At 69.5% G+C, this 21164-nt stretch carries 17 protein-coding genes; 7 read left to right on the forward strand and 10 right to left on the reverse strand.

The window, feature by feature from the left end:
- Nucleotides 1–63: 63 nt before the first annotated feature.
- Complete coding sequence (locus tag AC069H_RS39265) at nt 64–885, reverse strand: PaaX family transcriptional regulator (protein WP_478235693.1); 822 nt, start codon at nt 883–885, stop codon at nt 64–66.
- 48 nt (nt 886–933) lie between these two features.
- On the opposite strand from AC069H_RS39265, the gene AC069H_RS39270 reads away from it, so the two are divergent.
- From AC069H_RS39270 to AC069H_RS39285, 4 genes are read left to right on the forward strand one after another with little or no spacing between them, the layout of a single operon-like run.
- Nucleotides 934–1659 carry a creatininase family protein gene (locus AC069H_RS39270; RefSeq protein ID WP_478235694.1) on the forward strand — a complete coding sequence of 242 codons (726 nt, stop codon included), beginning with the start codon at nt 934–936 and terminating at the stop codon, nt 1657–1659.
- Nucleotides 1656–3158, forward strand: a complete 1503-nt coding sequence (locus tag AC069H_RS39275; RefSeq protein WP_478235695.1) for a benzoate-CoA ligase family protein — start codon at nt 1656–1658, stop codon at nt 3156–3158. The genes AC069H_RS39270 and AC069H_RS39275 overlap by 4 nt, the downstream gene beginning before the upstream one ends.
- A complete protein-coding gene (locus AC069H_RS39280; protein ID WP_478235696.1) occupies nt 3155–3847 on the forward strand; it encodes an SDR family NAD(P)-dependent oxidoreductase in 693 nt (230 codons plus the stop codon). Before AC069H_RS39275 ends, AC069H_RS39280 begins: the two co-directional genes overlap by 4 nt.
- Nucleotides 3844–4671, forward strand: coding sequence for an enoyl-CoA hydratase family protein (locus AC069H_RS39285; protein WP_478235697.1), 828 nt, complete (start codon nt 3844–3846; stop codon nt 4669–4671). The genes AC069H_RS39280 and AC069H_RS39285 overlap by 4 nt, the downstream gene beginning before the upstream one ends.
- Nucleotides 4672–4687: 16 nt before the next feature.
- Here the strand turns inward: AC069H_RS39285 and AC069H_RS39290 are convergent, their stop codons facing one another.
- On the reverse strand, nt 4688–5650 hold the full coding sequence (locus AC069H_RS39290; RefSeq protein ID WP_478226476.1) for a helix-turn-helix transcriptional regulator: 963 nt from the start codon (nt 5648–5650) through the stop codon (nt 4688–4690).
- 62 nt (nt 5651–5712) lie between these two features.
- On the opposite strand from AC069H_RS39290, the gene AC069H_RS39295 reads away from it, so the two are divergent.
- Nucleotides 5713–6183, forward strand: a complete 471-nt coding sequence (locus tag AC069H_RS39295; protein ID WP_478226477.1) for a VOC family protein — start codon at nt 5713–5715, stop codon at nt 6181–6183.
- Between the two features lies 1 nt (nt 6184).
- Here the strand turns inward: AC069H_RS39295 and AC069H_RS39300 are convergent, their stop codons facing one another.
- The 5 genes from AC069H_RS39300 to AC069H_RS39320 form a co-directional block, all read right to left on the reverse strand.
- Nucleotides 6185–7102 (reverse strand): SMP-30/gluconolactonase/LRE family protein, encoded by a 918-nt coding sequence (locus AC069H_RS39300; protein ID WP_478226478.1) that lies wholly within the window; start codon nt 7100–7102, stop codon nt 6185–6187.
- Between the two features lie 10 nt (nt 7103–7112).
- The gene (locus AC069H_RS39305) at nt 7113–7769 is read right to left on the reverse strand and encodes a histidine phosphatase family protein (RefSeq protein ID WP_478235698.1); all 657 of its coding nucleotides are present in this window, start codon (nt 7767–7769) and stop codon (nt 7113–7115) included.
- Entirely contained in the window at nt 7770–8834 is a 1065-nt protein-coding gene (locus AC069H_RS39310) for a phosphotransferase family protein (protein WP_478235699.1), read from the reverse strand. It lies immediately after the preceding gene.
- Nucleotides 8831–9583 carry an SDR family oxidoreductase gene (locus tag AC069H_RS39315; RefSeq protein ID WP_478235700.1) on the reverse strand — a complete coding sequence of 251 codons (753 nt, stop codon included), beginning with the start codon at nt 9581–9583 and terminating at the stop codon, nt 8831–8833. The genes AC069H_RS39310 and AC069H_RS39315 overlap by 4 nt, the downstream gene beginning before the upstream one ends.
- A 100-nt stretch (nt 9584–9683) precedes the next feature.
- On the reverse strand, nt 9684–10934 hold the full coding sequence (locus tag AC069H_RS39320; RefSeq protein ID WP_340684152.1) for a S8 family peptidase: 1251 nt from the start codon (nt 10932–10934) through the stop codon (nt 9684–9686).
- A 261-nt stretch (nt 10935–11195) separates the two neighbouring features.
- Between AC069H_RS39320 and AC069H_RS39325 the strand changes: the two genes are divergently transcribed.
- A complete protein-coding gene (locus AC069H_RS39325) occupies nt 11196–12146 on the forward strand; it encodes a hypothetical protein (protein WP_340684153.1) in 951 nt (316 codons plus the stop codon).
- Between the two features lie 5 nt (nt 12147–12151).
- Here AC069H_RS39325 and AC069H_RS39330 read toward each other — a convergent pair whose 3' ends face one another.
- Nucleotides 12152–13789, reverse strand: a complete 1638-nt coding sequence (locus AC069H_RS39330; protein WP_478226482.1) for an acyl-CoA synthetase — start codon at nt 13787–13789, stop codon at nt 12152–12154.
- A gap of 199 nt (nt 13790–13988) precedes the next feature.
- On the opposite strand from AC069H_RS39330, the gene AC069H_RS39335 reads away from it, so the two are divergent.
- Nucleotides 13989–15695, forward strand: coding sequence for a bifunctional 3'-5' exonuclease/DNA polymerase (locus tag AC069H_RS39335; RefSeq protein WP_478235701.1), 1707 nt, complete (start codon nt 13989–13991; stop codon nt 15693–15695).
- 281 nt (nt 15696–15976) lie between these two features.
- Here the strand turns inward: AC069H_RS39335 and hrpA are convergent, their stop codons facing one another.
- Together hrpA and AC069H_RS39345 are read right to left on the reverse strand one after the other, a co-directional pair.
- Nucleotides 15977–19861 carry an ATP-dependent RNA helicase HrpA gene (gene hrpA / locus AC069H_RS39340; protein WP_478235702.1) on the reverse strand — a complete coding sequence of 1295 codons (3885 nt, stop codon included), beginning with the start codon at nt 19859–19861 and terminating at the stop codon, nt 15977–15979.
- A 137-nt stretch (nt 19862–19998) separates the two neighbouring features.
- A complete protein-coding gene (locus AC069H_RS39345; protein ID WP_478226485.1) occupies nt 19999–21162 on the reverse strand; it encodes a lactate 2-monooxygenase in 1164 nt (387 codons plus the stop codon).
- Between the last annotated feature and the right edge of the window lie 2 nt (nt 21163–21164).

Raw genomic sequence — 21164 nt, forward strand, 5'->3', positions numbered from 1 at the left:
GCCGACCTTGACCGCGCCGCCGGCGCGATCCCGAAAAGATCAAGAGCCTCTCCCGGTCACCTGTCACTCTTCCGTCACCTCGTCGAAATGGCGTTGCGCCGCCGGAGCCAGCGCGTGATAGAGATCGTGGAACAGGTCGACCGCGGCCGCCCGGCTCGGCGGAGCGGGCACCAGCCCGACCGGGAGCTCCGGATCGAGTGACGGGAAGGCGCGGAACGTGTGCGTCAGCCAGGTTCGGACCCGGAACGCCTCGGCGTCAGGCAGGTCGCCCGAGTATCCGCCGAAATCCCGGACGAACGCGTCGTACCGCGCGGCGAGGCCGTCGAGGTTCCAGGCCCTCGCGGCGAAGCGCCGGACGTCGAGGCTCGCCGACGGTTTCCCGAGCATCAGCCCGGCGTGTTCGGAGACGTCCAGCTCGGCCAGCAGGGCGAGCACCTCGGCCTCACGGTCGTGCGGGGCGATCCAGGTGCCGTCCTGGACCGGCCCGAATCCGAGGAAGCGCAGGCGGCGCACCAAACGTTCCCTGGCCTGGCGGCGGCTCTCCGGGATGCTCTGCCACAGCACGGTCCACTCCCCGACCTCGCGTTCGCGCCTGCCGAGCGAGAAGATCCGGCGGTCGCCGTCCTCCAGGAGCGCGATCGTGCGGCGGGTCAGCGAGTAGTGGACGAGCCTGCCCGCCTTGTGTCTCGCGAGCAGATCACGGCGGGCGAGCCTGGCCAGGGCGATCCGCGCGGCGCCGTCGGAGAAGCCGAGCCCGGCGAGCACGCCGACCAGGCCGCCGGACCAGACACGGCGGCTCTCGCGCGGCGACACGTAGGTGCCGAGCAGCGTCATCACCAGTTCCTGGGGACCTGGGTCGCCGTGGGGTGCGGCCGATTCGGGCATACGAGCAACTCTATACACCTCAGACTGCTGCGGTGTAGCTTGACTCGGGTGACGTACTTCGCGGAGTTGAGCTCACCTCAGGTCGCCGCGCTCGCGTCCGACGAGCGCGTTCCCGTGCTACTGCTGCCGGTGGGCGCCGTCGAGCCGCATGGACCACACGCGCCGCTGGGCACGGATCCCCTGATCTCACGCGGGATGTGCGAGCGCGCCGCCGCGCGGCTGGCGGGTGATCCCGGGGTCCGGGTGCTGATCCTGCCCGAGATGCCGTACGGGGTGACGCGATTCGCCGCCGGGTTCGCGGGTGGCATCTCGATCGGCGAGGAGACCCTGTACGCGCTGCTGACCGAGATCTGCGGCGCGCTCACCGAGCAGGGGCTCACCCGGATCCTGCTGGTCAACAACCATTTCGAACCGGCGCATCTGGCGGTGCTGCGGCGCGTGGCCGAGACGGCGGGCGTCGGCTTCGTCGACCTGGTCCGCCGCCGGTACGCCGAACGGCTCACCGACGAGTTCCGTTCCGGCGAATGTCACGCCGGGCAGTACGAGACGTCGCTGGTGCTCGCCGACCGGCCGGACCTCGTCGACGCCGCCGTCCAGCGCGACCTGCCCCCGGTCCACGTCGACCTGGCACGCACCGGCGTCACGGACTTCGTCTCGGCCGGGATGACCGAGGCCTACTGCGGCACTCCCGCCCAGGCGTCCGCCGAAGAGGGCGAGAAGACCTTCTCGATGCTCACCGACATCCTGGTCGAAGCGATCCGGGAACTGGTATGACCTTCAATCTGGCGACCCATTTCGTCGACCGCCTTCCCGGCGAGCGGACGGCGTTGCTGTGCGGCGACGAGGAAGTCACCTACGCGGATCTGGCGGCGCGGGTGAACCGGGCCGGGAACGTGCTGCGGGACCTGGGTGTCCGAAGTGGACAGCGGGTTCTGCTGGCGCTGAACGACGGCGTGGAGTTCGTGGCCGTCTGGTACGCGGCGCAGAAGATCGGCGCGGTCACCGCCGAGGTCTATTCCTTCCTCCAGCCCAAGGATTACGCGTACTACCTGGACTACACCGAGGCCGCCGTCGTCATCGCGGACGGCTCGACGTTGCCCGCGCTGCGTGAAGCCGGGGCGCGGAACCTGCTGGTCGTCGGCGATGTCGCACTGGAGCCCGGCGAGCACTCGTTCGACGCGCTGGCCGCATCCGCGTCGGCCGAACTGGAGGCCGCGCCGACCACGCTGGACGACGTCGCGATCTGGAAGTTCACCACCGGGAGCACCGGCTCCCCCAAGGCGTGCGTGCACCCGGCGCGCAGCGCGCTGGAGAGCTTCGACCGGTACGCGCTCGGCGTGCTCGGCCTCCGCGAGGACGACCGCGTGCTGGCCGTGCCGAAGCTGTTCTTCGGCTACGCGCGCGACCTGACCGCGCTGTTCCCGTTCGGCGTCGGCGCCTCCGGGATCGTGTTCCCGCAGCGCAGTACCGCCGACCTGCTGTTCTCCCTGATCGAACGCTACCGGCCGACGATCCTGGTCAACGTGCCGACCATGATGAGCGCGATGATCGCCCACCCTGCGGCGTCCACTGTGGACATGAGCTCGCTGCGGCTCGCGACGTCGGCGGGCGAGGCACTGCCTTCGGAGCTGCATCGCAAGTGGGACAACCTGTTCGGTGTCCCGGTGATCGACGGGATCGGTTCGTCGGAGGCGTACCACATCTATCTCTCCAACGTGCCCGGCGCTCAGCGGGTCGGCAGCCTCGGCCGCGAGGTACCCGGTTACACCGCTCGCGTTCTCGACGAGAGCGGCGATCCCTTACCGGATGGGGAGATCGGCACCTTGGAGGTGACCGGCCCGACCATCGCGCGCGAGTACCACGGCGACGCGGAGAAGACCGCGCGGACGTTCCGCGGCGACACCCTGCGCACGGGCGACCTGTTCAGCCGCGACGGCGACGGGTACTTCCACCACCACGGCCGCGCCGACGACCTGCTGAAGGTGTCGGGTGTGTTCGTCGCGCCGAGCGAGATCGAAGACTGTCTCATCGGTCATCCCGCGGTCGTCGACTGCGCGGTACTGGGTGTCACGGTCGACGGCCTGGTCGTCCCGCGGGCGTGCGTCGTCCTGGCGGAGGGCGCTTCCGCCACGGCCGAGGAACTGAAAGACCACGCTCGGGCACACCTGGCGAAGCACAAGTACCCGCGCGAGGTGGTGTTCGTGACCGAACTCCCCCGCACCGCCAACGGAAAACTCGATCGGCGCGCGTTGCGCCGGGTGGAGGCAGAGTGAGCAGGATCGTCGTCGTCACCGGCGGGACCCGCGGGATCGGCGCGGCCATCGCCGCCCGGTTCCGGGCCGCCGGGGACAAGGTGCACGCCCCCGGCCGGGCCGAGTGCGACGTCACCGACGAAGACGTCGTCGCGCGGTACTTCGACGGCCTCGGCCCGGTGGACGTGCTGGTGAACAACGCCGGGATCTCGGCGAGCGCCCCGCTGGCGAAGACGTCGCTGGAGCAGTGGCGCACCCAGATCGAGGTCAACGCGACCGGTGCTTTCCTGTGCACACGCGCGGTTCTGCCCGGTATGCGGTCGCGCGACACCGGCCGGATCGTCACCGTCGCCTCGACGGCGTCGCATATCGGCTACCGCTACACGGCCGGGTACACCGCGTCGAAGCACGCCGCCGTCGGCCTGATGCGGGCCACCGCCGCGGAACTGGCGGGCACCGGCGTCACCGCGAACGCCGTCTGCCCGGCCTTCGTGCGCACGGACATGACGGCCGCGTCGGTCGCCCGGATCCAGGAACGGACCGGCCGCGACGAAGCCGGCGCGGAAGCCGCCCTGGCCGCCGCGTCGCCCCTTGGCCGCCTGCTCGAACCCGACGAGGTCGCCCACGCGGTGACCTTCTTCGCGGCGCCCGAAGCCGCCGCGATCAACGGACAGACACTCGTCCTCGATGGAGGTGGGATCCAGTCATGAGCCCGTTCCGCGCCACGCCGCCGATCACGGCGGACTGGGAGCACTTCGAGTTCACCGTGGACGATGGCGTCGCCACGGTCACCTTGGACCGCCCCGAAAAACTGAACGCGCTCACCTTCGAGGTCTACGCGGACCTGCGCGACCTGCTGGCCGAGTTGCCGCACCGCGGCGACGTCCGGGTGCTGGTCGTCACCGGCCGGGGCCGCGGCTTCTGCTCCGGCGGCGACGTCGAAGAGATCATCGGCGAGCTGCAGAAAATGGAGTCCGCGGAGCTGCTGGAGTTCACGCGGATGACCGGCGCGGTGGTGAAGGCGCTGCGGGAGTGCCCCCTCCCGGTGATCGCCGCGGTGAACGGCATCGCGGCGGGCGCGGGTTCGGTGATCGCGCTGGCGAGCGACTTCCGGCTGCTGGCGTCCTCGGCGAAGTTCGCCTTCCTGTTCACGAAGGTCGGCCTGGCCGGCGCGGACATGGGCTCGGCGTACCTGCTGCCGCGGCTGGTGGGCCTGGGCCGGGCGACCGAATTGCTGATGCTGGGCGACAAGATCGACGCGACCCGCGCGGAGGCGATCGGCCTGGCCTCGAAGGTGGTGCCCGACGCTGAGCTTGCTTCCGAAGCTTCCGCGCTGGCTCGGCGTTTGGCCGATGGACCTGCTCTGGCGTATGGGACGACGAAGGTCCTGTTGACGCGGGAGCTGGATATGGACCTGGGGAGTTCCATCGAGCTGGAGGCGATCACGCAGGCTTTGCTGATGACGGCGAAGGACCACGGGGAGTTCTACGCGGCGTGGACGGCCGGGCGTTCGCCCCGGTGGACCGGGCGATGAAGTCTTTCCCCCGCAATTAGTCGGCTGATTGCGGGGTCTCCGAACCAGCCGCGCCCAAGAGCCGTTCGGCCAGCACCCGGCACCGCTCCCCCAGCTCCACCGGCTCGATCACCTCGAACGCGTGCCCCAGCACCACCACGTGCATCAGCAGGAAGTCGAGATCCCCGGCCCCGCTCACCACCTCGCACCGCGAACGGCCCCGTTCCCGTACCACGGCCGCCGAAGCCGGGATCTGCGCCCGCACGACCGGAGCGGGGGCGTGCACCAGGAATCGCGCCTGGTGCCGGTAGACGCGGCTGGCGATGTTCTCCTGCACGTAGGCCGCCGCGTCGGGAGACGGGCGCGGGCGAAAACGCCACGATCGCGCGGAAACCTCGGTCATCCGGTCGACGCGGAAGGTGCGCCAGTCGTCCCGGTCGAGGTCGTAGGCGAGCAGGTACCAGCGCCGCCCGGAAGCCACCAGCCGATACGGCTCGACCCGCCGCACCGCGGAACCCGAGGAGGACGAGTACGCGAAGCCCGCCTCGACCTCGTCGCGGCAAGCGCGGGCCAGGGTCATCAGTACGTCGGGGTCGATCGGCGCGCGGCTTCCGTCGAAGGCGACCACCGAACCGGACAGCGCGCTCACCTCGTGGCGCAGCCTGGTCGGCAGCACCCGGTCGAGTTTCGTCAGCGCCCGGAGCGTGGCCTCACCGCTGCCCGCGCCGGCGAGCAGTGAGACCGCGGTGGCGATCGCCTCTTCGTCGTCCAGCAGCAGCGGCGGCATGTCGTGGCCGGGCCCGAGCTGGTATCCACCGCCGACGCCGTTGCCGGCCTGCACCGGATACCCGAGCGCGCGCAGGCGTTCGACGTCGCGCCGGATCGTTCGCGGCGTGACGCCGAGCCGTTCGCCCAGTTCCGGGCCGGTCCACACCGCGCGCTGCTGCAGGAGGCCGAGCAGGGTGAGCACCCGTTCGGTCGTCCCGCGCTCGTCCTCCATGTCACCCACTGTGCCAGAGATAGCGGACCGATCCTGTCCGCTAGGCATGTCAGAGTGGTCCCATGAACCGCAAGAGCCGCGAATTCCAGGTCAGCTTCGACGCCCTCGACCCCCAAGCCCTGTCGACCTTCTGGCGTGACGCCCTGGGCTACGTCCACCCCGGCCCTCCCGGGGTGGAGGTGCCCGAAGGCACCGACCCGCTGGACGCGTGGGCCGAGTTCCTCGAGCGGGTCGGCGTGCCCGAGGATCAGCGCAACACCAGGTCGGCCCTCGAAGACCCCGACGGTGAAGGGCCGCGGATCTTCTTCCAGCAGGTCCCGGAGGACAAGATCGCGAAGAACCGCGTCCACCTCGACATCCGCGCCGCACCCGGGCTCGTGGGAGACGAGCGCATGGCGGCGCTCGAAGCCGAGTGCGACAGGCTTGTCGCATTGGGGGCGAAGCGGATTCAGCGCTTCGAGCCCGAGCAGCCGTTGAGCCTCGGCTTCATCGTGATGAACGATCCGGAGGGCAACGAGTTCTGTCTCGACTGAGTCAGACCGTCGTCACGGCGATCGCGTTGTCCTCCAGCGAGCCGAAGTAAAGCGTCCCGGCCCGCTCGCGGACGCCGACGAGCACATGGAACCCGTCGATCTCCCCGCGTAGTTCGTGGACCTGCTTCCCGTCCGGAGTCACGCCGCGCACCCCGCATTCCCGCGCGGGTGCGGGTTGCAGGGCCGTCGGCAGCGCCCGGACTCCGGCCCGCAACGGTGCGGGGAGCTTCTGCACCAGGGAAAGCGCCGGAACCTTCGGGCTCGCCACGGTGATCCAGATCAGCCCGTCGCTGCCGGTCGAGATGTTGTCGGGGTATCCCCACAGGTCGTCGACGAGGTAGTCCCGCGTGCCCGCCTTGTCGCCGGTGAGCCACACGCGCGCGACCCGGCAGGCGCCGGTCTCGGCAACGGCCACATAGGACTCGTCGGGCGGCAGCGCGACACCGTTGGCGAACTGGAAACCGTCGGCGAGCTGCTCGATCTTCCCGTCCGGCGTGCGCCGCAGGAGCCGTCCGCCGCCGGTCTGCTCGATCAGGTCGTCCCGCCATTTCTCGATGCCGAAGCGGCGCGACGAATCGGTGAAGTACACCGTGCCGTCGGAGGCGACGGCGGCGTTGTTGCAGAACACGAAGTCGAGCCCCACCGCCGAAGTCGCCAAGGTGGTGACGGGGCCGCCCGCGAGCGGCATGGTGAGCAGACCGGCCTTGGCGTCGCAGATCAGGAGGTCTTCGCCGTAGAACTCCAGCCCCAGCGGACGCCCGCCGGTGTCGCCGAGGACGTCGATCCGCCTGCCGTCCGGCGTGACGCGCAGGATCCGCCCGTCGTCGACGCCGGTGTAGATCCGCCCCTGGTCGTCGACCACGACGTCCTCGGGACCGTGCCCGTTGACCGGGATGACCGTGACCTCGCCGAACGCCATCGCGTTTCTCCTAGCGATAAGTGAGTAGTTCCGCGGCTTCCGCCTCGAAATGCGGATGTTCGTTGAACGACAACAAGGTCACCCCGCCGCGGCCGGACACCAGTTTGGTGATGCCCGCGTTCACGGTGACCCGGTTCAGCTTCAGCAGTCCCGCTTCCGGCGTGCCCATGAGCACGCCGCAGACCGTCGCGATCACGCCGCCGGAGCTGAAGACCACGGCGTGTTCGCCCTTGCCCAGCGACGCCACGACATCGGCGAGCGCGCCCTTGACCCGTTCCAGGAACCGGGGCCAGGTTTCGGCACACGGACCGGAAGCTCCCGCTGAGACCCAGGCGTTCAGCGCACCGTCCAAAGCGGCCTGATACACCCGCGAGTCGGTCTGCTGAACTCCAGCGGCGTGGTGCTTCGCGATGTCGACGTGGTCGTACTCGTTCCAGCGTTCGTCCTCGATGACGGCGATCCCGGAACCGAGCACCTTCAACGCCGTCGCGGCCGTGTCCCGTTGACGGGCGAGGGAACCCGCTCGCGCCTGAGTGAATTCGACGCCCCGCCGCAACAGCTCCTCACCGACCACAGTGGACTGTTCGAAGCCGCGCGGCGAGAGCTGGTCGTAGTTCTCCGCGCCGAACGACGCCTGCCCGTGCCGGACCAGGTAGATCGCACCCATCTACGCGTGCCCTCCTCCGATGATCCGGCGGCAGCGCCCGTCGAGGTACCCGACGAACTGCCAGAGATCCTTCAGCGCCGGGTTGGTCGTCTGCCCTTCGTGGAACCGGTAGTAGATCTGCTGGATCACCGCCGCGAGCCGGAACAGGCCGTACACCTCGTAAAACGTCCAGTCGCCGATTGCGAGGCCGGAGCGCTCCGCGTACCGCCGCACGAACTCCTCGCGCGTGTACATCCCCGGCACGTGCGTCGGCTGACGGCGGCTGAGCTTCATGACGTCGTCATCGTCGTCCTGCACCCAGTACGCCAGGGTGCTGCCCAGTTCCATCAGCGGATCGCCGAGGGTGGCCATCTCCCAGTCGAGTACGCCGACGATGTCGAGATCGTCGTCGAGCACCAGGTTGTCGAGCCGGTAGTCGTTGTGGATCAAGCAGATCTTGACCTCGGACGGCTGATTGTCCTTCAGCCACGCCATCACCTCGGCGCAGTCCGGGACGTTCTCCTTGCGCGCCTTGAGGAAACGCTCCGACCAGCCGCGCACCTGGCGCTCGACATATCCGGCGCCCTTGCCGAGATCGGCCAGGCCGGCGGCCTCGACGTCGACAGCGTGCAGCTCGACCAGCCGGTCGACGACCTTGCCGCACAGCTCGCGCGCACCGTCCGGCGGCAGCTCGAGACCGGCGGGCAGATCTCCGCGCAGGATCAGGCCTTCGAGGCGTTCCATCACGTAGAAGTCGCCGCCGAGCACGGATTCGTCGTCGCAGAAGGCGAGCACCTCGGGCACGTACGGGAAGACGGGCCGCAACCCCTGCTGGACCCGGAATTCACGGCGCATGTCGTGCGCGGACGCGGCCTTGTGCCCGAGGGGTGGCCGCCGCAGGATCAGCTCGCGATCCGGATAGGCCAGCAGGTACGTCAGATTCGAGGCGCCGCCGGGGAACTGGCGGACCTCGGGCGGCGAGTCGCCGAGCCCGGGCACCCGTCCGGCCAGCCAGGTGTGCACCGCCGCCGGGTCGAACGAGTCCTCACCGCGTACCTCGACGGTCTTGTCCGGGGCCACCGTCATCCGAACTTCTTCAGCAAAGGCGCCGGGACGAGCGGGAAGAGCTTCGAGAGCACGCTCCACGGCCACGTCGGCACGAACGCCTTCGCCGTCTCGGATTCGATCGCCTTCACCAGCGCCTGCGCGCCGGACTCCGCCCTCACGGCGCCCGGGAGCTTCGAGATGTCTTCGTTCATCTCCGATTCGATGAACCCGGGATGCAGCGTGGTGACCTTGATCGGCGTCTTCAGCAGCTCGATCCGGGTGCCCTCGGCGAAGGCCGAGATACCCGCCTTCGAGGCGGCGTACGCGGTGGCGTTGCCGGGCACACCGCGAAGCGCGAGGAAGGAGGACACGACCACCAGGTGGCCGTTCTTCTGCTTGCGGAAAATGCCGACGGCGGCCTCGATCTGGGCGGCCGCGGCGAGGAAGTTCGTCTGGAGGGTTTCGCGGTTGGCGTCGAACCGGCCGGTGCCGATCCGCTGCCCCTTGCCGAGCCCCGCGTTCACGATCACGCGGTCTAGGGAGCCGAGCTCCTCGCGGAACTCCTCGAAGACGGCGAAGACCTGGTCGTGGTCGTTCACGTCCAGCTTCCGGGTGACCACGGTGATGCCGGGGTACGCCTTCTTGAGTTCCGCGGCGAGCGCTTCGAGCCGGTCGACCCGGCGGGCGGCCAGCGCCAGGTTGCGGCCTCTGGCGGCGTACTGCCTGGCCATTCCCTCGCCGAGTCCGGAGCTCGCCCCGGTGATCAGGATGTTCTTCCGCAGGACCATGGACTGGAGCTTACCCGTTGGTAACAAGTCTGGGAGCCCCTCGGACAGGGGCTGCCCCCGGCGCCTGGAGTACGCCGGGGGCAGCCTGTCCGAAAGGGTCTTACTTGACCTGGAGCAGCTTGTTCGCCGTTCCGCCGGTCGGGTTGCTGATCTTGCCGTCCGCGGCGGCACCGACCAGGCCTTCGGCGACCTGGGCCGGGGTGGCGTCAGGGTGCGCCGAGAGGTACAGCGCGGCGGCACCGGCGACGTGCGGCGCGGCCATCGAGGTACCGCTGATGGTGTTCTTGGCGTCGTCACCGGTCGCCCAGGACGAGGTGATGTCGACACCCGGCGCGTACAGGTCCACGACCGAACCGTAGTTCGAGAAGCTGGCCTGCTTGTCGGTCTTGTCGCTGGCCGCCACCGTGATGGCCTCCTTCACCCGGGCGGGCGAAGTGGTGCCGGCGTCGGAGGACTCGTTGCCCGCCGCGAGCGCGAAGGTCACGCCCTTGTCGATGGCTCCCTTGACCGCCGCGTCCAGGGCGTCGTCCGCGCCGCCGCCCAGGCTCATGTTGGCGACCGACGGGCCCTTGGCGTTCGCCGCGACCCAGTCGACACCGGCGACGACGCCTTCGGTGGTGCCGCTGCCGTTGGCGTCCAGCACGCGGACGCCGACGATCTTGACACCCTTGGCCAGGCCGTACTCGGTGCCGCCGATGGTGCCGGCGACGTGCGTGCCGTGGCCGTGCTCGTCGTTGGGGGTGTCGTCGTTGTCGACGAAGTCCTTGCCGCCGGTCGCACGGTCACCGAAGGTGGCGTGCGAGCCGCGGACACCGGTGTCGATGACGTAGGCGGTGACGTTGTCGGCCTTCGTCGGGTAGGTGTACTTGTTGTCGAGCGGCAGGTCGGCCTGGTCGACGCGGTCGAGGCCCCACGACGGCGGGTTGTCCTGAGTCTCGCTGATCTTGAACGTCTTGTTCTGGACGACGTACGCGACCTGCGGGTCGGCGGCGAGACGCTTCGCGGCGGCCTCGTCGGCCTTGATCGAAAAGCCGTTCAGCGCCGAGCCGAACGTGCGGGACAGCGTGGTGCCGTACTGACCGGTGAGGCCCTGCGCCTTGGCGGCCACGTTCGCGGTGATCTCGTTCGCCGCGGCCACGCCCTGGCCGACCGCGGTGGGCTTGAGGACGACGATGTAGCTGCCGCCGACCGCGTTGGCCGCACCCGCGCCGCGGATCTCGCCCTGCTGCTCGGCGTTGGCCGCACCCGCGCCGAACGTGGCGACCGCCGCGGTCACACCGGCGAGGGCGACTCCCGCCACGAGGCCGCTACGGGTCTTTCGGGACTTCAGGTTCTTCCGGGACTTGCTCACTGGTTCCCTTCCTGCCGCGCCGTGCGGATCACCCGGGAGGATGATCGTTGTTGAGAGCCATGCAAGCCGGTGCGCTGGTGGCCGGGCAATGATTCACAGTTACCAGTACTAGGCCATACGGCGTAACAACGCTCGTCCGGAAAGTCGTTTTCGCCTGGCAGAAGGCGCCCCTGAAGCGTTACCTCAGACTGTTAAAGTTATTCGTGTTGTTATCAACCGGGCGGTGTCAGGGAACGGCAGACGGGGGCGGTCGGGCAGCATATGGTGGCGGGGAGCGCGGCGGACCGAGTGACCACGGACGATGAAGACCAGCCGCGTACCGCGTTCGCCACCGCGTTGCGATCGGCCATCGCCACCAGCGGCCTGAGTCTCGACCGTATCCAAGCCCGGCTCCTCGCGCGCGGCGCGTCGGTGAGCGTGACCGCGCTGAGTTACTGGCAATCGGGCAAACGTCAGCCGGAACGGCAGAGTTCGCTGTCCGCGGTCCGGGTTCTCGAGGAGGTCCTGGCGATCCCCGCCGGTTCGCTGCTCAGCCTGCTGCCGCCGCCGCGGCCGCGCGGGGCGTCGTCACGCCGCAGCCGGGCGACCACCGAGCAGCCGCTGACCTTCCCGCTCGAAGCGCTCCAGGCGCTGCTGGAGAAGGTCGGTGCACCCAACGCGCTCGAACAACACCATCAGCTGAAACTCGTCGGCCTGCACGACCTGTGCGAGATCGCCGAGGACGGCGGGCAACGCGCGGTGACCGCGCGGGCGGTGTTCCAGGCGGGCGCGGACGGGCAGGACCGCTGGTTGCTCGTCTACGCCCAGGGCGATCCGGAGGCCGGGCCGCCGGTACTGAACACACTGCGCAACTGTCACGTCGGCCGCGCCGAGGTCGACGATGAGCACGGGCTCACCGTCGCCGAGTTGCTCTTCGATCGGCCCATCGACCGCGGCGAGACGCATCTGATCGAGTACTCGCTGACCAATCCCGGACCGCCGTACCCGGAATGCCGGAACACGCATTACCGCGAGTTCCGGCGTCCCGTGCGCGAATACCTGCTGGAGGTCCGGTTCGCCCCGGGCACCGTCCCGGCCAAGTGCTGGCAATATTCGCGCCAAGGCACCTCGCCGATGGACCGGAAAGAGCTCAAACCGGACCAGGGCAACGGTGTCCACGCCGTCGCGCTCGACTTCGGCCCCGGCGTCTTCGGCATCGACTGGGAGTACTGATCGCCTCAGTGCAGCTTGTTGCGCAGCACCTTCCCGGTCGCGTTGCGCGGCAGCTCGTCGAGGAACTCCACGTCGCGCGGCACCTTGTACCGGGCCAGGTTGGCCTTGACGTACTCGCGCACGCCGTCGACGTCCAGCTCCGATTTCTCGGCCCGCACCACGAAAGCCTTCAGCCGCTGTCCGAACTCGGGATCGTCGACCCCGACCACGGCGGCTTCGATCACGTCCTCGCGTTCGACAAGGAGGTTCTCGACCTCGATCGGGAAGACGTTCTCGCCGCCGGAGACGATCATTTCGTCGTCGCGGCCGTCGATGAACAGCAGGCCGTCCTCGTCGAAATGGCCGACGTCACCGCTGGAGAGCAGCCCGTCGATGATCTCCTTGTTACGCCCGTCCGTGTAGCCCTGGAAGCTCAGCCCGCTGCCGACGAACACCCGGCCCGTGACGTGCGGCTCGGTGATCTTCGTGCCCTTTTCGTCGTACAGCGCGACCTTGCAGCCCACCGGAGCGCGGCCGACCGTGCCCGGCGCCTTGCGCCAGTCCTCGGGCGTCGCGACCGTCGCGACCGCGACCTCGGTGGACCCGTAGAGGTTGTGCACGACGTCGCCGAACGCGGCGGTCGCGCGGTTCCCCAGATCCGGTGACAGCGCGGAGCCCGCGACGAAGATGATCCGCAGGCACGACGTGTCGTACTTCGCGCGGACCTCCTCGGGCAGGTCGACGATCCGCTGCAGCATCGTCGGCACGAGGACCAGCGTGGTGCAGCGGTTCTCCGCGACCCCGCGCAACGTCTCCTCCGGCACGAACTTGCGCCGCATGACGACCTTCGAGCCGAGCGCGAAGGACAGGATGAACTGCGACAACCCGGTGCCGTGGAACAGCGGCGCGCCCATGTAGGTCGCCTCCCCGGTCCTCAACGGGATGCGGTCGAGGAACTGCGCGGAGGCCAGCGCGGAGGTGTGCGGCCGCGGCGCGCCCTTCGGCGTCCCGGTGGTGCCGCTGGTCAGCAGGATGAACCCGCCCGGTTTGGCGGGTGCGGGCCACGGGCGGTCGTCGGTGCTGGCGACCAGTTCGGTGACGATCGGGATCTCGTGCCCGGAGAGCTCGGCGTCCGAATCGACCCACGCGAGGTAGTGGTCGACGTCGCCCTCGACCGCGTCCAGCAGGTCGGTGAACTCCTGGTCGTACACGAGCGCGGTGACGCCTTCACGCTTCGCGACGTCCGCGAGCTGTGGTTTTGCGAACCCGGTGTTCATCAGCAGCAGCTTGGCGCCGAGCTTGCCCGAGGCGAGCATCGTCAGCACGAGACCGCGGTGGTCGCGGCACAACGCGGCGATCACCGAGCCCGGGCCGAGGCCGCGTTCCGACCACGCCCTGGCCAGCGCGTTCGACTGGGTGTCGAGCTGTTTGAAGGTCAGCGGGCCGAGCTCGTCGATGATGCCGGTCGCGGTCGGGTCCCGGCGGGCGGCGATCATGTTCGCGCCGGCGAACGGGCCCCATTTGCGCACCATGACCAGCGAACGCAGGCCCTCGTCGACCCGCGGGATGGGGAGCAGGCCCGCTTGGCGCATCACGTCGATGCTGCGCACGGTCTCGGTCACCTTGCCCGCCACCAGGGTGGCTAGGCCGGTGGGGTTTCTCATCCGGGCACCTCCGTTGCTGCTGCGGCGAGACACCATGCCCCGGCGGGTTCGCGTACCGGCGGTATGGGGTTGCTACTCGACAGTAGCCGACCGATAGCGCAGGCGCACTAGCCCTCCCCGCCCCACCACCACCCTCAACGGACAGCTGCGCTGACCTCCACACCCAAGTGACAGAAATGTCGGGGGGAACCACCACAATGTGAGTGTGCAGGCGATCGCAGGTCAAGAGGAGGATGGCGACTTCGCGATCGCTTTTTCCGGGCAGCCGCCGCGGCAGGGCATGAAACTCCCGGAGTTCGTCGGCGAAGTACGGCGGTTGGAGGCCGAGCACTCACCCCGTTGGGTGTTCCCGTCGGTCGACGGGACGTATCCGGCGCTGATCAAGGCGGGCGTCCGGGTGCGGCGCTGTCATGACCTGGCGCTGACCGAGGGATTGCTCCTGGCCCACGAAGGCCGTCCGCAGGAGTCGCGGAGCCTCCGTGCCGCGCTGGCCAGGGCGAACGGCCAAGAGGCGCCCGCCGACGAGCCGCCGCTCTGGGCCGAGGACGACCAGCCGACGCTGTTCGAGACGCGGGGGCCGCGGCTCCCCTCCGGTGTCACGGTGATCGACGCGGCGCGCCGGGTGCTGGCCGAGCAAGAGAAGCGGGTCGCCGCCACCGAGCGCCCGGAGCGGTTACGGCTGCTCTTCGCGGCGGAGTCGGCGAGCGCGCTGGCGGCCGCCGAGATGTCGGCCGACGGGCTGCCGTGGCGGGCGGACCTGCATTTGGCGTTGCTCGCCGACCAGCTCGGGCCCCGCGTTCCGGCCGGGCACCGGCCGAGCCGGCTGGTCGAGCTGGCGGCCGAGATCAGTGCCGCGTTCGGTGGGCGTCCGGTCAACCCCGACGCTCCGGCCAGCGTCGTCCGCGCGCTCGGCAGGGAGGGCATCGAGGTCTCGTCGGCCAGGAAGTACCTGCTGCGCGACATCGACCACCCCGCCGTCCCGCCGCTGCTGGAGTACAAGGAGCTCGCGCGGCTGCATTCGGCCAACGGCTGGACGTGGCTCGACGAGTGGGTGCACGACGGCCGGTTCCGCCCGCATTACGTCGTCGGCGGGGTCGTTTCCGGCCGCTGGGCGAGCCGGGGCGGGGGCGCGCTGCAGATCCCGAAGATCCTGCGGACCTGCGTCCGGGCCGATCCGGGCTGGAAACTCGTGGTCGCCGACGCCGCCCAACTGGAGCCGCGGGTGCTCACCGCGTTGTCCGGAGACCGGAAACTGGCCGAGGTCGCCGCGGCCACGGATCTGTACGCGAGCCTCGCCGAGGCGATGTTCTCCGGAGTGCGCCGCGTTCCGGTGCCCGCGTGGGACGACAGGGACGACCGAGACCGCGCGAAGATCGCGATGCTGTCGGCGATGTACGGCGGCACGTCCGGTGAGGCGGGACCGTTGCTGGCGTTGCTGCGCACCAGGTTCCCCGACGCGGTGTCCTATGTGGAGCGTGCCGCGCAGGCCGGGGAACGCGGTGAGCGCGTCCGGTCCCGGCTCGGCCGCACTTCGCCCGCGCCGTCCGAAGCCTGGCGAGCGCTGACCGGCGGGGTCGCGGAGGACGAGGCCGCCGAGCTGAAAGCACGCCAGGCGTCCCGCAACTGGGGCCGCTTCACCCGCAACTTCGTCGTGCAGGCGAGCGCGGCGGACATGACCGCGGTCCTGCTCGCGACCCTGCGGAGCAGGCTCCCCTCCCCCGCGCATCTGGTGTTCTTCCAGCACGACGAGGTCCTGGTGCACACCCCGGCCGAGTTCGCCGACGAGGTCTCGCAGTCCATTGTGGACAGCATGACCGAGGCGGCGCGGATGCTCTTCGGTCCCGCTTGCCCGGTCCGGTTCCCGCTGCACATCGCCGCCGTGGACACCTACGCCGACGCGAAGTGACCCCGCCCTCCATCACGCGAGACCCGCCCCCAAGCACGCGAATCCCGCCCCCAAGCACGCGAGTTCCGCCCCCAAGCACGCGAGTTCCGCCCCCAAGCACGCGAGTTCCGCCCCCAAGCACGTGCGGCCCGTTTCCACTCCACGGAACACACGTGATCAGGCGGCGAACACGCATGATCACGGGGCGACTCGCGTGATCACGGGGACGCGTCGCGTGACTGAAGGCGGGATTCGCGTGCTTGAGGGCGGGATTCGCGTGATTGAAGGCGGAACTCGCGGGGTCAGGAAGAGGCGGCGTCGTCCAGTGCCTTGATGACGCGCTTCAGCGAGACGGGGTGGGCGGTACCGAGCGTCTGGGCGAAGAAGCTGACCCGCAGCTCCTCGATCATCCACCGGATCTCCCGCAGCGCGGGCGACGAGGTGCCTGGCGGCAACGCGTCCAGCGCCGCCTGGTACTCGTTGCGGAGCCACGCGATGTCGCCGGTGCGCTGGATGTCCCGCGTCGGCTCGGTCGGGAGTTTCTCCAGCCGCCGTTCGATCCCCCGCAGGTACCGGATGACGTGCTTCAGCCTGTCCTGCCCGGTTTCGGTGACGAAACCCTTGTGCACCAAGCCGTCCAGCTGCGCGCGGATATCCGCGAGCGAGTCCTTCGGGCCGCGCGTGTCGGCCAGCCGGGTTTCGACGTCGTTGGCCGCGCGCAGGATCTTCTCGACGTTGGTCAGCACGTCGAGCACCCCGGGGTTCAGCCCGGCGCGCACCTTTTCCAGCAGGACGGCGAATCCGGCCTCGTCCCAGCGCGGGCCGCCGTTGTCGGCCACGAGCTTGTCGACCGCGCAATCCACACAGTCTTCGAGCAGTGCCGCCACGGAGCCGTGCGGATTCCGGTTCAGCACGAGTTTCGACGAGTTGCCGAGGTTGCGGGTGATGAACTTCATCGGCGACGGGATGTTCAGCCGCAGCATCCGCCGAGTGCCCGCCCACATCGACTGTTCCTGCTGGCCCGGCGTGTCCAGCAGCCGCACCGCCACGGAACCGCCTTCGTCGACCAGCGCCGGATACGCCTTGACGTCGTGCCCGCGCTGCTTGCTCGCGAACACCTTGGGCAGCTCGCCGAACGCGGGCGTCGTCAGGCCCTCACGCTCGATACTGTCGGCGGCCTTGGAGATCGTCGCGCGCACCTGGCCGCTCAGATCTCGTTTGAGAGCCTCGATGTCCTTGCCCTCGGACACCTTCTTGCCGCGGACGTCGACCACGCGGAAGGTCATCTTCAGATGTTCGGGAACCGCCGACAGTTGCCAGGCGTCGTCGGGGATCACCACCCCGCGCAACGCTTCCAGCTCGTCGGCGACGACGTGCAGCAGCGGCCCCTCGGCCGGGCCGACCCGCGACAGCACCAGTTTCGCGTGGTCGGGCGCCGGCACGAAGTTGCGCCGGATCGCCTTGGGCAGCGACTTGATCAGCTGCGTCACCAGTTCTTCCCGCAGGCCGGGGACCTGCCAGTCGAAGCCGTCCGCGGTGACCTGGTTCAACACCGGCAGCGGGATATGCACGGTGACGCCGTCCGCGTCGGCCCCCGGCTCGAACTGGTACGTGAGCTTGAAGGTCTGGCTGTCTTGGGTCCAGAAGTCGGGGTAGTCGGCCTCGCGCACGCCGCCGGCGGTCTCGTTGATGAGCATCGTCTTCTCGAAGCTCAACAGGTCGGGCTCGGTGTGGCGCGCCTTCTTCCACCAGCTGTCGAAATGCCGCGCGGAGACGACGTCGGCCGGGACGCGCTGGTCGTAGAACTCGAACAGCGTCTCGTCGTCGACCAGGATGTCGCGGCGGCGGGCGCGGTTCTCCAGGTCCTCGACCTCGTCGAGCAACGCGCGGTTCTCGCGGAAGAAGTGGTGCCGGGTTTCCCAGTCGCCTTCCACGAGCGCGTGCCGGATGAACAGCTCGCGGCTCGTCTCCGGGTCGATGCGGCCGTAGTTGACCCGGCGGTCGGCGACGAGCGGAACGCCGTACAGGGTCACCTTCTCGAGCGCCATCACCGCGCCCTGCTTGCGCTCCCAGTGCGGCTCGGAGTAGTTCCGCTTCACCACGTGCCCGGCGAGCGGCTCGACCCACTCCGGCTCGATCCTCGCGTTGACCCGGCCCCACAGACGGGAGGTTTCGACGAGTTCGGCCGACATCACGAACCGCGGCTGCTTCTTGAACAGCGCCGAACCCGGGAACACCGAGAACCGTGCCCCGCGCGCGCCGAGATAGTCGCCCTTGGCCGGATCCTTGAGGCCGACATGCGACAGCAGCCCGGCGATCAGCGACGTGTGCACGCGTTGCGGATCGACCGGGCCGGAGGTGTCGAGGGTGATGCCGAGCGGTTTGGCCAGCTGACGCAGCTGGCTGAAGATGTCCTGCCATTCGCGGATGCGCAGGTAGTTCAGGTACTCGTTGCGGCACATCCGGCGGAACTGGTTGGTGGACAACGTCTTCTGCTGCTCGGTGACGTACTCCCACAGGTTCAGGTACGCGAGGAAGTCGGACGTCTTGTCCGCGAACCGCGCGTGCTGCTCGTCCGCCGCCTGCTGCTTCTCCGCCGGCCGCTCGCGCGGGTCCTGAATGGACAGTGCGGCGGCGATGATCATCACTTCGCGGACGCAGCCGTTGCGCGAGGCCTCCAGCACCATCCGCGCCATCCGCGGGTCGACCGGGAGCTGCGCGAGCTTGCGGCCGGTCTCGGTGAGCTTCTTGCCGTCGGACATCTCGAACGCCCCGAGCTCCTGCAGCAGCTGGACACCGTCGGTGACCTGACGGCGATCCGGCGGCTCCACGAAGGGGAACGCCGCGATGTCGCCGAGGCCGAGCGAGGTCATCTGCAGGATGACCGACGCGAGGTTGGTCCGCAGGATCTCCGGATCGGTGAACTCGGGCCGGGCGTCGAAGTCGTCTTCGGAGTACAGGCGGATGCAGATACCGTCGGACGTCCGGCCGCAGCGGCCCTTGCGCTGGTTCGCCGACGCCTGCGACACCGGCTCGATCGGCAGCCGCTGCACCTTGGTGCGGTGGCTGTAGCGCGAGATCCGCGCGGTGCCGGGGTCGATGACGTACTTGATGCCGGGCACGGTCAGCGACGTCTCGGCGACGTTCGTCGCGAGCACGACGCGGCGCCCGGTGTGGCGCTGGAACACCCGATGCTGGTCCGACGACGAAAGCCGGGCGTACAGCGGGAGGATCTCGGTGTTCCTGAGGTCCTGTTTGGACAGTGCTTCGGCGGCGTCGCGGATCTCCCGCTCGCCGGAGAGGAACACCAGGATGTCGCCCGGTCCCTCATGGTGGAGTTCGTCGACGGCGTCGCAGATGGCCTGCGTCTGGTCGCGGTCCTGATCGGCGTCCGGGTCGTCCGGATCGATGATCGGCCGGTAACGGACCTCGACCGGATACGTCCGGCCGGAGACCTCCACGATCGGCGCGTCGTCGAAATGCTTGGAGAACCGCTCCGGGTCGATGGTCGCCGAGGTGATGATCACCTTGAGATCGGGGCGGCGCGGCAGGAGCTGCTTGAGGTAGCCGAGGATGAAGTCGATGTTGAGGCTGCGCTCGTGTGCCTCATCGATGATCAGCGTGTCGTACTGCCGCAGCATCCGGTCGGTCTGGATCTCGGCGAGCAGGATGCCGTCGGTCATCAGCTTGACCAGCGTGTCCTGGCCGGAGTGGTCGGTGAACCGGACCTTGTAGCCGACGGCCTCGCCGAGCTCGGTGTTCAGCTCGGAGGCGATCCGGTCGGCGACCGTGCGCGCGGCCAGCCGCCTCGGCTGCGTGTGCCCGATCTGGCCACGGATGCCGCGACCGAGTCCGAGACAGATCTTCGGCAGCTGGGTCGTCTTCCCGGACCCGGTCTCGCCCGCGACGATCACCACCTGGTGGTCGCGGATGGCCTCGGCGATCTCGTCCTTGCGCTGGCTGACGGGCAGCTCTTCGGGGAACGAGATCTTCGGGACGCTGTCCCGCCGCCGGGTGATCCGGAGTTCGGCGGCCTCGATGTCGGCCTCGATCTGGGCGGCGATCGACTCGGCGTTACGCGCTTTCCGGGCACCGTCGAGCCGGCGCCGGAGGCGATGCTCGTCGCGCGACATGAGTTCGGGCAGGCGAGCGCGCAGGGCGCCGAGCGGGGAAGGTTGAGAAGCCATGACCGGCACCAGGATAGCCGTGCGTGACGATCCGGGCCTCCGAATATGCCGGAGGCGACATCACCTGGGCATTTCGTCCTCTGAATGCGGTAGTTCGTGATACCAACTACCGCATTCAGAGGACGAAATGCGGGGGGTCAGGAGCGCGTGAGGGAGGCGGGGGTGAGGTCGGCCAGGGTCCGGTGCCCGGACAGGCCCATGGTCAGGTCGAGGTCGGCGAGCAGGCCCCGCAGCACGTGCCGGACGCCGTCCTCCCCCGCGTGCGCCAGGCCGTACACCCACGGCCGCCCCACCAGCACGGCCTTGGCCCCGAGCGCGAGTGCCTTGGCGATGTCGGCGCCGGTGCGGATGCCGGAGTCGAACAGGATCTCCAGCCGGTCGCCGACGGCGGCCACGATCTCCGGGAGCGCGTCGAGCGAGGCGATCGCGCCGTCGACCTGACGGCCGCCGTGGTTGGACACGACGATCCCGTCCATCCCGGCCTCGACGGCGCGGCGCGCGTCGTCGGGGTGCTGGATGCCCTTGAGCACGATCGGCCCGTCCCAGTGCTCGCGCAGGAACGGCAGCCGGTCCCAGGTGCTGTCAGTGCCGGTGATCATCGAGATCCAGCGCAGGATCGCGGTGGGCGGGTCCTCTTCCGGCGTCTTCTCCAGCAGGCCGCGGAACACCGGGTCGCTGAGCGGGACACCGAGCCCGATGCCCTTGATGAACGGCAGGTACGCGTGGTCGAGGTCGTTCGGGCGCCACGCGAGGGTCCAGGTGTCGAGCGTGACCACGAGCGTCGTGAAGCCCGCGGCCTTCGCCCGCGCCAGGATGCTCGCGCAGACCTCGTTGTCCGTCGGCCAGTACAGCTGGAACCAGCGCGGCCCGTCTCCACTGGCCTCGGCGACGTCCTCGATGCTCGTGGAGGACGCCGTCGACATGACGTACGGCAGGCCGACCGACGCCGCGGCCCGCGCGGCCGCCGGTTCGGCGCCCTCGTGCACGATCGACTGGACGCCGACCGGCGCCAGCAGCACCGGCGCCGGCACCGGCGTCCCCAGCACCGTCGTCGACAGATCGCGTTCGGTGGCGCCGGTGAGCATCCTGGGCACGAGGCGCCAGCGGTCGAACGCCTCCCGGTTGGCACGCGCGGTGGCGCCCGATCCGGCCGAGCCCGCGACGTACCAGAACGGCCCCGGCTCGAGGATCTCCCGCGCCGACTCCTCCAGTTTCGTGGCGTCGGTGGAGCACGGCGGGAAGGTCCCGCCGAGCCCCCGCAGGTAGATCTCGTTCTGGTAGCCGCCGAACCGTTCGGTCACCC

The organism is Amycolatopsis sp. NPDC043887, from assembly GCF_056435665.1.